At 42.3% G+C, this 14,772-nt stretch carries 7 protein-coding genes; 2 read left to right on the top strand and 5 right to left on the bottom strand.

What is annotated here, in order from left to right:
• Positions 1–59: 59 nt before the first annotated feature.
• From NXV01_RS07780 to NXV01_RS07765, 4 genes are all read right to left on the bottom strand, one after another.
• Positions 60–2,393 (bottom strand): ATP-binding protein, encoded by a 2,334-nt coding sequence (locus NXV01_RS07780; protein WP_259022125.1) that lies wholly within the window; start codon positions 2,391–2,393, stop codon positions 60–62.
• 40 nt (positions 2,394–2,433) lie between these two features.
• Positions 2,434–3,792: an MATE family efflux transporter gene (locus tag NXV01_RS07775; protein ID WP_195649251.1), complete on the bottom strand. Its 1,359-nt coding sequence runs from the start codon at positions 3,790–3,792 to the stop codon at positions 2,434–2,436.
• An 83-nt stretch (positions 3,793–3,875) separates the two neighbouring features.
• Positions 3,876–5,114 (bottom strand): pitrilysin family protein, encoded by a 1,239-nt coding sequence (locus NXV01_RS07770; protein WP_148363879.1) that lies wholly within the window; start codon positions 5,112–5,114, stop codon positions 3,876–3,878.
• Positions 5,115–5,119: 5 nt separating this feature from the next.
• Positions 5,120–5,959 (bottom strand): peptidylprolyl isomerase, encoded by an 840-nt coding sequence (locus NXV01_RS07765; RefSeq protein ID WP_148363880.1) that lies wholly within the window; start codon positions 5,957–5,959, stop codon positions 5,120–5,122.
• An 87-nt stretch (positions 5,960–6,046) separates the two neighbouring features.
• Here NXV01_RS07765 and NXV01_RS07760 point away from each other — a divergent pair, with 87 nt between their 5' ends.
• The gene (locus tag NXV01_RS07760; protein WP_148363881.1) at positions 6,047–7,420 is read left to right on the top strand and encodes a sigma-54 dependent transcriptional regulator; all 1,374 of its coding nucleotides are present in this window, start codon (positions 6,047–6,049) and stop codon (positions 7,418–7,420) included.
• A 220-nt stretch (positions 7,421–7,640) separates the two neighbouring features.
• Here NXV01_RS07760 and NXV01_RS07755 read toward each other — a convergent pair whose 3' ends face one another.
• Positions 7,641–11,732, bottom strand: coding sequence for a two-component regulator propeller domain-containing protein (locus NXV01_RS07755; RefSeq protein WP_259022123.1), 4,092 nt, complete (start codon positions 11,730–11,732; stop codon positions 7,641–7,643).
• A gap of 179 nt (positions 11,733–11,911) precedes the next feature.
• Here NXV01_RS07755 and NXV01_RS07750 point away from each other — a divergent pair, with 179 nt between their 5' ends.
• A complete protein-coding gene (locus NXV01_RS07750) occupies positions 11,912–14,755 on the top strand; it encodes a SusC/RagA family TonB-linked outer membrane protein (RefSeq protein ID WP_409012923.1) in 2,844 nt (947 codons plus the stop codon).
• Positions 14,756–14,772 lie beyond the last annotated feature (17 nt).

Below are 14,772 nucleotides of genomic sequence, written 5' to 3'. Positions count from 1 at the left end.
AAGGTTTGGGTAATAGTAAGAAAGATATAAATAGTAGCTAAGGAGTAGGAGAAACCGGCTTATTGGGGCTTCTTCATTATCTCCAAATAAAGCTCCGCTTCACTAATTATTTTACGGACAGCTTCTAATGTATTAAATGTTATTTCTTCTATTTTTTCCGAGAATTCTTCTCCACGACAAGCCTCCAACCATTTTAGCGGAGCGATGGTTTCCTCCGCTCCGATCATTGTGAAGAGAGGGAGAAGTTTATGCGCCATGGCAGCTATCCCATCCACTTCTTTATCGTTCAATGCTTGTTGCATCCGTTCGATATTCCTACCTGTCTCTTCAATAAAAGTATGAATGATGGAGTATGCTGCTTCCGGATCATCTTCAGAATAAGCAGTAAGTGCAGAAAAGTTGATCCCGACAGTTCCCATATCTTCTGTAATATGCGCTTCATCGGCCGAAAGTTGACCTTCATTTACTGTTAGCAACAATTCCTTTACTGTAAACGGTTTATGCAAACAACCGGCAAAACCATGTTCATGTAAAGCGGCTTTATCCATCTCACTACGGGCAGTCACAGCAATAACAGGGATTGTTTTTGCTTGTGGTATATTAGAAGCCCGTAATAGTTTTACCAGATCAAACCCGTTAATGGCAGGCATTTGTATATCTGTCAGCAATACATCGAAGACGGAAGAGCGAAGTTGTTCAATCAGCTGTTCCAGCTGTTCACAACATACCGCATCAATACCATGCTGTTTCAACATGGCAGCAGTCAGATTCAACTGAATCTTATCGTCATCAATCAAGAGCACACGAATGACTTTCATGGGAGGAATGCCAGCCGACTGTTTGGGAGCGTATGGACTTTCGTTCTCCGATGATTCACTTTCCGGAGATTCACTCTCCGCAAGGGATTTACCTACCGGATACAAAGGCAGAACGACCGTAAAACAGCTCCCCTCACCCAATGTACTCTGCACGTCGATTGTTCCCTCAAGCAAGGTTACCAGCTTCTTCACAATAGACAGTCCGAGTCCGAATCCTTCTTCCCCCTGTGCACCGGAAAGACGTGTGAACTCCTGGAAAATACGTTCACGATCTTCTGATGCCATTCCTTTTCCTGTATCGGCTATAGCAATGGTTAACTTTGAAGAATCATAACCGGCTGTCAGGCTAATCTCGCCTTTTTGAGTAAATTTTACAGCATTGGACAAAAGGTTATTCACAATTTGCCGAAGTCGCAAAGGATCGCTAATATATCCTCCGTTCAGTTCCGAAGCGACGTGACATTGCAAGGCTAATCCTTTGGCAGCAGTCAGAGGTTCGAAACTGACATAAATTTCATCAAATAGCTGGGAGGGGTTAAAGGTTACACGATTCACTTCCGCTTTATTGAGATCAAGCCGGTGGAAATCGAGCAAGTCACTGACTAACTTCAATAAATGTTCCGAAGAACTTTTCATATTGTCGAGATAGAATCGTTGCCGTTCATCTTCTGTCAACCGGGACAGAAGCTCGGTATATCCCATAATTGAGCCTAACGGAGCTTTAAAATCATGGGTAATGGCAAGCATTAATTTCTCGCGGGCAACAAGCAAATCTTCCGCCCGTTTATTCGCTACCTCCAATTGCCGGCGGTAACGGTTGCTACGGGAAATATCCCGCATAATCAATATCAGGAAAAAAGCAGATAATAGTACGGCACCAACCGCGATACCGCCGATGATACGTGCCGACCGCATCCTCACTTCCTGCTGAAGTTCGGCATCCTGACGGGCACGCAAAGTCATTTCTTCCTCATATTGTTTAATCAGGCTATCCATCCGTGCCGTCAACTGCGTATTCATCCGCTGGTACTTTGTACTGGTACGCCGGATTGTTTTCCTCCGTTGCAGTCGTTTTTCTTCGGTAGCCATGCGGATTTTCTGCTGAAGAGAATCTTTGGAAGTGGTCGGTTGAAGAATGGTATCGGTAGCAACTTCCAACGATGTATTTACTAATACGGCACTGTCTTGTTTAGAAGGGGAAAACACCTCGGCGAGTCGCTTAAAGAATCCCTTCTTTTTAGGCGTAGTGATTAAAGAGTCACGCTTGGTAATGACCCGATGTTGTACCCGCTGCTGGGTAATAACTGAATCCTGTTCGGAAATGATTTCTTCGATTTCCGAAGCAGAGAGAAGACTGTCGTTTGCCTCACTTAGCACCCGCAACATCTGAATCGTGTTTTGATCTTTCTCATGGAGAAGGGTCAACAGACTGTCTGTTCTTAAATTCTGTTGATCGTCGGCGGCCGACAATGCTTCCATCTCACGATGTACAAACACCAGCGAGAAAAGGAGGATCGCCAGCAACAAAGTGTAACCGGCGGTTATTTTCAACTTTGTAAAACGGAAGGAAGCCATTGGGGTTAAGTATTAAGTTTTAAATATCAAGTATTTAGTATCAGGTTTTGGGATGAGGTTCGGGGAGCTTCGTCATGTGATGAAAACGCCACCAAAGCATCAATCCTGCGCTCGTCAAACCAAAAGGGAACGCCATCCAGACACCTACTACTCCCCATCCCATCACAAAGCCACAGAAATAACCTACAGGAAGGGAAATAATGAAATAGGCGACAAAGGCAATCACCATCATTAGTTTTACATCTGAAATTCCACGCAAAGCGTTGGCAAAAGTAATCTGCAGTCCGTCGCCAAACTGATAAACGAGGAAAGGTAAGATTAGAGAGGTCACCATAGCAGCCACTTCCTGACTGTCGGTAAACCAGCCTCCCAAGTAATTCCGGCAAAGGAAAACAATCAAAGAAAGCACAACGCCCAATGTCATCATCAGATGAAAACCTGCATAGGCAGAACGACGTACATTGATGATGTCATTCTGACCTTTGAAGTTACTGACACGAACAGCCACAGCGGCACCCATACCGTAATACATCATAAATGTAAACTGCGAAATAGCCAGCATAACCTGATGGGAAGCCAGAGCGATAGTACCCAGCCAACCGATCATGATCGCACTTAGACTAAAGGAGGCTGTCTCCATTCCCATTTGAAAGGCAACCGGCCATCCGATCCCATTCAAACGTCCAAATATAGCTCGTGACCATCCCAAACGGAAAAAGCCAATCTTATAGCGGACAAAACGCGGACTACGCATAAAGATAATGATAAATATAATCACCATCACGATACGCGAGAACAGCGTGCTGATACCTGCTCCCAACAGACCTAATTCGGGCAATCCGAGCTTTCCATAAATCAGGATATAGTTTCCTATGATATTCAAGACATTTCCACCAAGCAATATCCACATGGCGGTTTTAGTATCCGTAATTCCGTCTGTAAACTGCTTAAATCCATTAAAAAGCATGACAAACACTAGCGAAGCGAGCAAAACAAGATAATACGGTTTAATCAGGGGAATCAATTCTTCCGGCTGTCCGAGACGTTCAATATTTAGATAAAGAACAGTCATACAGATAGTCAGCAACAATGCAACCATCAGGTTTGCCAGCAAACTGTTGCGTAAAGCCTGTCCCGCAGGGGCATACTGCCGGGTTCCATACAAACCTCCCACAATGGGAGTCAGCCCATACGAAAACCCTGTACTGAAAATAATCGCCAGATTGAACACATTATTGACGAAGGAAGCTGCTCCCAGCTCAATCGTACTATGATGTCCGATCATTAACGTATCCGCGAATCCAAGAACGATTACTCCTATTTGACCGATCACAATCGGCAATCCGAGAAAAATCAGTGCTTTATAATGCTCTTTATATGTACTATAAATATGTCTCATTTACTTTTCCGTTACCTAAACGAATCTCCATTTTCAGGCAAAGGGACTTTTCCCTTTCACTGGTAGATTATAAAAGGGAGAATTTAATTTTGTTGTTTCTTATAATAAAGTATTACTCCGTTCTCCTTACGGAAAGCAGATTGAGCCACTGCCCGCAATTGTTCGGCTGTGACAGATCGATAACGATCAACCTCTTTTTCCATGTCTTCCGCCCGGCCAAGCAATTCGTACCAAGCCAGGTTGGTTGCCACATTCAAATAATTGATGTTGCCGAATATCTGGGTAGACTCAAATTTATTCTTCACCTTTTCCAGTTCCTGTTCGTCAACCAATTCTTGTTGCAACAAATCCAGTTCTTCCCGTACTGCCGCTTCCGCCTGTTCCAGGGTGACACCTGCCGAAGGTTTGCCACTAATATGGAATAACCCCGCATCTACACTGCCGGAAATATAGGCATCTATACTTGAGAATAATTGTTTCTGCTGTACCAAACGCTGGCTCAAACGGCTGGAACGCCCGTTGCTCAACACATCCGACAGAATATCAAACGCATAATAATCCGGATGATGATGATCGGGCATATGGTAAGCCATAAACAGGGAATCGAGAGGAACATTTCTCTCAACTGTCAGTCGACGTTCTTCCGTCTGCTCCTGTTCCTGTGGCAGGTTCCGTTGAGGAACTTCCCGACGAGGAATAGAGGCAAACCATTTTTCCGTCAAAGCAACCGCTTCTTCGAAAGAGATATTGCCGGTTACAGCCAATATAGCATTATTGGGAGCATAAAAACGGAAAAAGAATGCCTCCACTTCTTCCAGCGTAGCATTGGCTATATGCGACAACTCTTTTCCGATAGTAGGCCATTGATAAGGATGCGTCTGATAAGCCAGAGGACGCAAAAGATGCCCTACATCTCCATAGGGCTGATTCAAACAACGCTGTTTGAATTCTTCCATTACTACTCCCCGCTGTACCTCCAGACTCCGTTCACTAAAATCAAGACTCAGCATCCGGTCGGATTCCAGCCAAAAGCCGGTTTCTACGTTCTGACGAGGTACAGTGAGGTAGTAATTGGTTATATCATTATTCGTCCAGGCATTATTCTCTCCACCCGCCAGTTGAAGCGGCATATCATAATCGGGAATATTCACCGATCCTCCGAACATCAGGTGTTCGAACAAATGGGCAAAACCGGTATGTTCGGGATCTTCGTCACGGGCTCCCACATTATATAATATATTAAGGGCAACCATCTGCGTACTTTCGTCCTGCGAATGTACCAAACGTAACCCATTATCAAGAATATGCCTGTTGATTTTCATATATTTCAGTCAAGTATTGTCACCTTTGTTATTTTTACATCTTCTTCGGGACGGTCGCTACGGTCGGTTTTCACCTGCTGGATTTTATCCACAATATCCATACCTTTCACGACTTCGCCGAATACGGTATATTCGCCATCCAGATGCGGAGTTCCTCCCACCGTTGTATAGGCTTCAATCTGTTCCGGAGTGAAATGAAATTCCGGTTCTTTGGCAGCCATTTCCTGTGCCTGTGCAAACAGTTTTTCCTGCAAATCATAAAGACCGTTCTCGTCATTTTCTTTCCGCATCTTATAGATTTCTTTCATGTGTTTCTGTGCCAGCGTATTGAAAATAACATTAATCTTATTCTCATTCATCTGGCTTTCCATACCCAGCAAGGTAGAATCATTGAACACCTTACCCGTCACGATATAAAACTGGCAACCGGAAGATTCTTTCTTCGGGTTCACATTATCTCCCTGACGAGCAGCGGACAGGGCACCTTTCTTATGAAAATATTTAGGATATACAAATTCTGCGGGAACAGTATAACCTACATCTCCGGTACCCAACATTTTTCCTTTCGGCGCATTTTTTGAGTCCGGGTCACCTGCCTGAATCATAAAATCTTTGATAACGCGATGAAACAACGTACCTTCATAAACTCCGTCTTTCACCAGTTTGATAAAATTATCGCGATGCTTCGGTGTCTCATTATAGAGCTTTACCTCAATGTCTCCTAAAGTGGTTTCAATCTTTACCAACGTTTCTTTATCCATGTCTCCTCCTTTTTTTGTTCCGGTTTTGCAGGCAGTAAGTCCACAAAACGATATGGTTAATATGATCAATAAAATCTTTTTCATAACGCTTTTATTTAATTTAAGTTTGCAAATATACCATTTTCGCCTAAATCCTCTTACCTTTGTGACTTAAAAGAATCAAAACCTGACATGATGAGCTCCATATTGATCGTTGAAGATGATATCACTTTTGGAATGATGCTAAAAACCTGGTTAGGCAAAAAGGGCTTTGAAGTATCATCAGTGAGTAATATTGCCCGCGCCCGAAAACATATTGAAAGCCAAAGCGTCGACCTCATTTTATCAGACTTGAGACTCCCCGACCACGAGGGCATTGATCTACTGAAATGGATGAACGAACAAGGCATTGATATTCCTTTAATTATCATGACCGGTTATGCAGATATACAATCGGCTGTGCAAGCAATGAAACTGGGAGCACGTGATTATATCGCCAAACCTGTGAATCCGGAAGAGTTGCTGAAGAAAATCGCAGAATCCTTACAGGTCGGAAAGGTTCCGGTGACTCATAATACCGCCAAATCTTCTTCTAAAAAAAGCACCTCCATTTCATCTAAAGATTCAACAGAAAATCATCATGCCTATCTGGAAGGTGAAAGTGATGCAGCCAAACAACTTTACAACTATGTAGGTCTGGTAGCTCCTACCAATATGTCCGTACTTATCAACGGTTCCAGCGGAACAGGAAAAGAATATGTGGCACACCGCATCCACCAACTTAGCAAACGGAATGACAAGCCGTTTATTGCCGTAGATTGTGGCTCTATCCCCAAAGAACTGGCGGCCTCCGAATTTTTCGGTCATGTAAAAGGTTCGTTCACAGGAGCCTTGACAGATAAGACGGGGGCTTTCGTTGCTGCCAACGGCGGAACTATCTTCTTGGATGAAATCGGGAATCTTAGTTACGAAGTACAAATACAACTGCTCCGTGCCCTGCAAGAGAGAAAGATACGTCCGGTAGGCTCCATGCAGGAAATATCAGTAGACATCCGTCTGGTATCTGCAACAAATGAAAATCTGGAACAAGCTATCGAAAAAGGAACTTTCCGTGAAGATCTTTATCACCGTATTAATGAATTTACGTTGAAAATGCCTGACCTAAAAGAGCGGGAAGAGGACATCCTGCTCTTTGCAAATTTCTTTCTTGATCAGGCAAATAAGGAGCTGGACAAGCATCTGATAGGCTTTGATGCAAAAGCATCACAGGCTTTACTGAACTATCATTGGCCGGGTAACTTACGCCAAATGAAGAATATCGTGAAAAGAGCGACCTTATTGGCACAAGGCAGTTTCATCACTCTCCTTGAACTTGGGACCGAACTTTTGGAAACTCCCGTATCCAGTGTCACAAGCATAGCATTACGCAATGAAGATACCGAAAAAGAACATATTCTGGAAGCATTGCGCCAAACCGGAAATAATAAGAGCAAAGCTGCACAGTTACTGAATATTGACCGGAAGACATTATATAATAAATTGAAATTATATAATATTGATTTGTAGCAATTTACAATCTTATATTTCTCAAGCATTCTCATGCCTATGAGAAAAAACTCTCATAGGCATGAGAAAAAGTTCTCACTATAATGAGTATTTTTTCTCATCACAGTGAGAACACTTTAGATTGTACTTCCCTGATACTATTTGACTAGTTCTTTCTTTATTCTTGTTACAGGTTGATTAGAATGATTGCGTAATAACCTGCTAATAATTGGCTACCTTTCTATATTTCTCCCATATATTTAGAAGGAGATACTCCAAAATGTTCCGTGAAATGTTTGCGAAGAGTGCGAGTATCAGAATATCCGACCATTTCCGAAATCTCCTGAATAGAATAGCGGTTTTCCAGAATTAATGACGCCGCTTTGCTTATACGTATACTGCGGATCATATCTATGACCGACAAATCACTACGCTGCTTCACTTTCCGATACAACGTAGGCTGGCTCATATTTAATTGTTCCGCCAACATCTTCACATTAAAATCTTCATTGGAAAGATTAACCTCTATAACATGAATAAGCTGTTGCAGGAAAGTATCTTCTTTCCCTCCCTCTTCCGATTCTTGTTTCAGCATCAAGGCCTTTGTATAAATCCGTCTCAACCGTTCTCGTTGTAAAATCAGGTTATCCACTTTGGCAAGAAGAATCTCCGGATTGAAAGGTTTCAGCATATAATCATCCGCTCCACTATAAGAACCATGCAAGATATCAGCATCTTCCGATTTTGCAGTCAACATCAAAATCGGAAGATGCGCCGTTTCCTGTTGTGCACGAATCTCCCGACAACAAGTAAAGCCGTCTTTTACAGGCATCATCACATCCGAGATAATGAGGTCGGGCAATTGTTCTTTTGCCATACGCACCCCTTCTTCACCGTTGCCGGCTTCATATACTAAATACTTAGAAACAAACAAACTCCGGATATATTCACGGACTTCTTCATTATCCTCAATAACCAACAAGCTTTTTTGGGATGTTGTTTCTTGGCTATTTTCTGATGCAGAAAGAAATAGTTCCGACTTCAACTCTTCATTCGGTTTCGTACTCATTTGCTGACAGTCAACCAGTTCATAATCATCTTTTGCAAAATGCTCCTTGCCATCAGGAATATATAAAACAAACGTACTCCCTTCACCCGTTTTGCTCTCCAATGTCACTTTGCCATGATGCAAATCCATCGTATTCTTCACAATGTATAATCCAATCCCTATCTTTGTTGATATTTCCGGTATATTTTCTCCTGTTATGAACGATTCGAAAACATGTTTCTGCAAATCCTTCGGAATCCCTGCCCCTGTATCCGAAACAGCAATCCGGCAATATCCTTGTCCATCTTTCATTGTATGGGAGACAGAGAGCAGGACACTACCACCCGAAGATGTATACTTAAATGCATTCGAAAGAAGATTTTGCACGGCCGAAGTAATTTTGGGTTCATCTACCCAATACAACAGTTTTCCTTCAGGCAGATTAACCTCAAAGCGCAAATCCTTGATCTCCGACATTTGCCGGAATGGTTCCGACACACTCTTTATCACCCGAGCCAAGTCGGTCTCGGACAATTGGAGTTTAACCATTCCTGCCCCTATTTTTTGCACATAAAGTAAATGATCTACTAAAGTATGCAAGGAAGTAGCATTCTTATGCATTATCTGCAATTTCTTATAAAAAGGTTCCAACGGATTAGCTTGTTTCATCAATTCCTGCAACGGAGCAAGAATCAAAGTTAGCGGGGTACGCAGTTCGTGGGCAGCACCAGTAAAGAAATTTTCACGTTCCATACGTATCTGCCGTTCTTTCTCACGCTCCAGACCAACAGTCAGCAATTCATGTTTCATCTGCATTTCATGTTCCAGACGCCGTTGTCTCAATCTTAACAATCGCACAAAATAAGCTATCATGCCAATCACCACAAAGAGAATAAACAACCGAAAAGCCACTGTGCGACTCCAATGAGGAAGTATCTTTATATTCAGGGAAGTCACTGCTCCCGTCTGTCCATCCGGAAATATATTCTTTACCTCGAATACATAGTCCCCTTCCGGCAAGTTAGTATATGAGGCTTTTTCTCCATCATCAGATATCAGCCAATTCTCCTGATAGGGCAAAAGCCGGTAGTTATACTTTTGTTGTTCATTAGAATAAGACAGATTATTGAAAGTCAAAGAAAAATCGCGATTATCATTATTCAAAATAACTTGATTGGTATAAGAGATTCCCTCCCGAAGTATTATTTGACCGTTTATCTCCTTATCTATTTCCACCGGACGGTTGTCGACTTCCAATCCCGTTATCAATACCCGTTCATTTGCAGGATACACATCTACATCATCCGGATGGAAGTAAGTCATACTCTGATTATTCCCAAAGAACAACGTATGGTTACTGAATAAAGCCGAACGGTTACTACCTGCAATATAATAATTATAGAAAAGGTGCTGATGACGGCTATAACGGGAAATTCCCGAATTGCTGCCCAGCCATATATGTCCTTTAGCATCTTCCGTAATACAACCGACAAAATTACTGCACAATCCGTCAGCAGTTGTATAAAATTCACGAATCGAATCCTGTTGAGGAGAGAGAATTGCGAAACCATCCATATAGCCTACATACAGATTTCCATCTGTAGAAGCTAACAATGACCGCACTGAATGATTCTTTACATTTGCTTTCTGCTCATAGCCAGACTTGGCTGATATTTCACCGGAAGCAGAGACAGACACCCTACATACTCCCTGATTGCTTGTGCCCAGCCAGATACCCCCGTCTTTTGTTACAGCAATAGAACGTATAGCAAGTGCTTCTTTTTTATCTAGTTTCTGTTCAACCGGCAAACGCTTGCACATTCTTTTTTTAGGTTCAAAGAGCAAAAGTCCTTTTTCAGTACCCACCCAAATAACTCCTTCAGCATCTATATAGATAGCCCAAATATCCGAAGTATAGATGATACCATCCACCAGCAAAGTATAAGTTATGAATCGGCGGGATTTAACATCATAAACGATCAATGTCCCATTTCTATTCCCGAACCATAAATTACCCTGTCCATCTTTCAAAGAACAGAGCACAGTTTCACTACTATTTCCCGAACCGGAATATACAGTAGAAAACTGTAGCCTCTTACCTGATTCATAAGGTTCATCACTTCGCATAATACCTTTATGAAAAGTGGCCAGCCATACAAAACAGTCGTCGTCCATCGTTATACTGCAAATCTCATTATGCCTATCCTGATAAAAACGGTTATAGAACTGTGACCGCAAGTCCGAACACATCACTCCTCCACCGTTTGTCCCAATCCAAAGCACCCCATTCGGATCATAATAGGATGAAATCATACGAGTTTCCAAGTTTTGCTGAACTTGTGAAGCTGTATTATTATAAATTTCTGTAGTGAGTTTCTGTGGATATCCCTTATCCGGTATCAACACAGTATAGCCACTCCAAGTTACCGCCAGATAACGGTTATTATCTATTGGTATGACTTGATAAACATCCGTATGGGAAAGCAGATTTCCCTCTGTTGTCCCGTCATACGAGATCCTGTCAATCTGATGAGTCCGCAAATGATAGCGAATAATCCCCCGGGCAATGGTTGAAATCCATACAATATCATCCTTACACATGACAGAAGTAATCTGAATAGACTTTATTGTATCTAATGGGATCAACGTCCGGCACAACTTCTCACTATCCGGATGAAATAACAGCAAGTTACTGAAATTGGTAACCAGACACAACCCTCTATTTTCATCAAAGCAAACAGCAGAAAAAAATTCTCCTTTTGCGGATAGTAGCTTAAAGTCCTTCTGAAGGTTCGCACAAATAAAGTCTGCATCGCCTGACTGATCTTTATGCTCTTTCCATTGATACAACAATAATTTATCTTCGAATATAGCCCAAAAAGAAGTTTCATTCAAGGGCAACAATCCCCAGAGCCTGACTCCATCCGTCTCCTTTCCGGATATGACAGGAGTAAAACATTCGGATTTTCTATTAAAACAATAAAGTTTGTTTCCGGCAATAATACCCAGATAGTCTTCAGATAATTTCACAATCCTTTCAACCGAAACAGACATTTCCATCGGACTGAAATTTTTAATCATCTTCCCATCATAACGGCTTAAGCCATTATTCGTACCAAACCACATAAATCCGTCCGCATCCTTACAAATGCAAGAAACGGTATTGTCTGCCAGTCCATCCTGCATTGTCAACAAACGAATATCCTTATCAAAAAAAGCATAAACGGAAACCAAAGGAATACTGCTTATCAGAACTAGTAAGATTAGATTTAAGCGTTTTGCCATATTAATCAATTTAGGGCAAATAAACGAAATAAAGTCAAAACATACAAAAAAAAAGAATAAAGAAATGCCGTATGAATTAAACATGTACACTGAATGAAAGAAATATGCATATCCATAAAAACTTTCTTCGCGTACATTTGCAGTACAATAACCTTATGTATAACTTTAAATAAAATGCAATGAGAAAACTAACATCATTACTCACCATGCTATTGCTAGGTATCAGTTTCGTGTATGCGCAGCAAGTCAGCATCAAAGGTACCGTTACAGACAAAAGGCTTAATGAGCCGATTATCGGTGCCAGTGTATTAGTGGAAAACACAAACAACGGAACCATCACAGATATAGATGGTAACTTCTCTCTCAAAAATGTCGCTAAAGGAAATGTGCTGATCATATCTTATATAGGATATCAGCCTCAACGCCTGACATTCGACGGCAATCAAACGACTTTCAATATTATGCTGACCGAAGATACACAAACGCTGGATGAAGTGGTTGTAGTAGGATTCGGTACGCAGAAGAAAGTGAACTTAACCGGAGCCGTAGCGACAGTAGATACCAAAACATTGGAATCCCGCCCGGTCACTTCCGTATCACAGGCCCTGCAAGGGGTCATGCCGGGATTGAACATTGACGTGAATGATAAAGGCGGACGACTGGATAAGAATCCGACAATGAACATCCGTGGCGTCGGTAACCTGGGAACAGGTTCCAGTGCTTCACCACTTGTTTTGATTGACGGTGCCGAAGGAGATATTAACACGCTTAATCCACAGGATATTGCTAATATTTCCGTATTAAAAGATGCAGCTTCCTCTTCTATCTACGGATCTCGCGCTCCGTTTGGTGTGATATTGATTACTACTAAATCCGGAGAAGCAGGAAAGACAACGATCCAATATTCAGATAACTTCCGTTGGTCTCGTCCGACCAATATACCCGACATGCTTGACTCCTATCGTTTTGCCAGATATTTCAATGCAGCGCAACTTAATACAGGAGATGGTAACAAGAAATTTATTTTCGATGCCAACACTATTGATCGTATCCAACGATACATGGCAGGCGAGTATCCATACACCTCTGATCCGGAAGGTTCTCAAGGGAGTAATTTTTTCCCTTTCAATGGAGCGTCTAATGATAACCAAAACTGGCCGCGAAACTTCATAGACAAAACATCTTTCGGACAAGAACATAATTTAAGTATTTCCGGTGGAAGTGAAAAGGTCAAGTATTATATCTCCGGTGCTTTTCTTTCGCAAGAAGGACAAATGAACTACTCTGACGAGAAAAAGAAACGTTTTAATATCAGCGGAAAAGTCAGCGGACAGGTAACCAAATGGTTAAACCTTGACTTCAATGCACGATTTATCCGTGAAGATATTGCAATGCCTACGTTTATCAATCTCTATGGCGACCGTTTCTTTGCAGAAACAACCAAGTTATATCCTACAATGCCATTATATGACAACAACGGACACTATACACGTAATCCCAAGTTAATGCAGTTAACTTCCGGAGGGCGTTCCAACTCAACGAAAGATACTTACTTCACCCAGGGAGGATTTCATTTAACCCCCATCAAAGGATTAGGCATACACGGGCAAGCCAGTCTGCGTACCGAAAGCTATCAACATCAATACAACATTAACAAAGTATATCTATACACTCGTGACAATCAGCCGGTTGAAGAGCAATGGTTGGGTGGTGACGACGATCTTGCCGCCGGAAGAACATCTGCACAAAGCGAAACGGAACAAACTTCCATGGTAACTACGGCTCTTTACGCAGACTATGAATACTCTTGGATGAAGCATAATTTCAAAGCTACCGCAGGTATGAATTCGGAATATTACCGCATCAACAACATGGTAGGCAAACGCTATGACGTAGTCAACGAACTGGTCCCCAGTATCAATACCGCAACAGGAACGAGTGTACTGAAAGCCTTCACAAGAGAATGGGCTACAATGGGTTATTTCGCACGCGTCAACTATGACTACGACGGCAGATACCTGATTGAAGGAAATATCCGTCGTGACGCGACTTCCCGTTTCCGTGGAGATCAACGTTGGGGAACTTTCCCTTCCGTATCCGTCGGTTGGAATATCGCACGCGAAGCATTTTGGAAACCGATACAACAACAAGTAAATCTTTTGAAACTCCGTTTCTCTTATGGTAGTCTGGGAAACCAGAACACAGAGAGCTTCTACCCTACCTATTCCATTCAGAACATTACAGTAGGTAGCGCAGACGACGGAGGCCGTTGGTTGCTTGAGCAGGCCAACAAGTCAAGTATAGCTACTACTCCCGGACTTGTAAGTTCATTGCTCACTTGGGAACGGATCACCAGTTACAATGCCGGTCTGGACTTCGGAGCTTTCAACAACCGTTTGACCGGATATGCTGAATATTATGTCCGCGACACAAAAGACATGGTAGGACCTGCCGAAGAGATTTCTCCGATTGTAGGTGCGTCAGCCCCGAAACTGAACAATACATCTTTACGAACCAAAGGATGGGAATTACAAATAAATTGGCAGGATAGAATCGGTCAGGTAGGTTATCACATATCTCTCAACTTATCCGATGCGCAGACTGAAGTGACAGAATATCCTAACCCTGACAAGACATTCTATACCAAAGACTCTGATGGTAATACAATAGAAAGTTACTGGAAAGGAAAAAAACTAGGTGAAATCTGGGGATTCAAGACAGTAGGCATGGCAAAAACCGATCAGGAAATACAAGATTATATAGCTATCCATGACCAAAGCAGACTTCCCAATGTTGGCAATAACATCTGGAAAGCAGGTGACATCATGTATGCGAATCTCGATGATAATGCTGCTATTGAAAAAGGGACTTCCGCCAACGACCCGAAGGACCTCTGCATTATCGGCAACAGTACACCGCGCTATCGTTTTGGCATCACATTGGGAGCAGATTACAAAGGTTTTGATATCAGCATGATGTTCCAGGGGAGTGGCCAAACGCGATATATGGGTAGGTGGAGATGACAGATCTGTATATGAAA

The organism is Bacteroides sp. BFG-606, from assembly GCF_024788145.1.
GTDB classification, from domain to species: domain Bacteria; phylum Bacteroidota; class Bacteroidia; order Bacteroidales; family Bacteroidaceae; genus Bacteroides; species Bacteroides vicugnae.
The sequence above is the reverse complement of the archived record's forward strand: the minus strand, read 5'-3'. Positions and strand labels throughout refer to the sequence as shown.

Bases quoted from the DNA above. Each gene is read 5' to 3' on its own strand.
- NXV01_RS07780 (WP_259022125.1), bottom strand. From the start codon at position 2,393: ATGGCTTCCTTCCGTTTTACAAAGTTGAAAATAACCGCCGGTTACACT.
- NXV01_RS07775 (WP_195649251.1), bottom strand. From the start codon at position 3,792: ATGAGACATATTTATAGTACATATAAAGAGCATTATAAAGCACTGATT.
- NXV01_RS07770 (WP_148363879.1), bottom strand. From the start codon at position 5,114: ATGAAAATCAACAGGCATATTCTTGATAATGGGTTACGTTTGGTACAT.
- NXV01_RS07765 (WP_148363880.1), bottom strand. From the start codon at position 5,959: ATGAAAAAGATTTTATTGATCATATTAACCATATCGTTTTGTGGACTT.
- NXV01_RS07760 (WP_148363881.1), top strand. From the start codon at position 6,047: ATGATGAGCTCCATATTGATCGTTGAAGATGATATCACTTTTGGAATG.
- NXV01_RS07755 (WP_259022123.1), bottom strand. From the start codon at position 11,732: ATGGCAAAACGCTTAAATCTAATCTTACTAGTTCTGATAAGCAGTATT.
- NXV01_RS07750 (WP_409012923.1), top strand. From the start codon at position 11,912: ATGAGAAAACTAACATCATTACTCACCATGCTATTGCTAGGTATCAGT.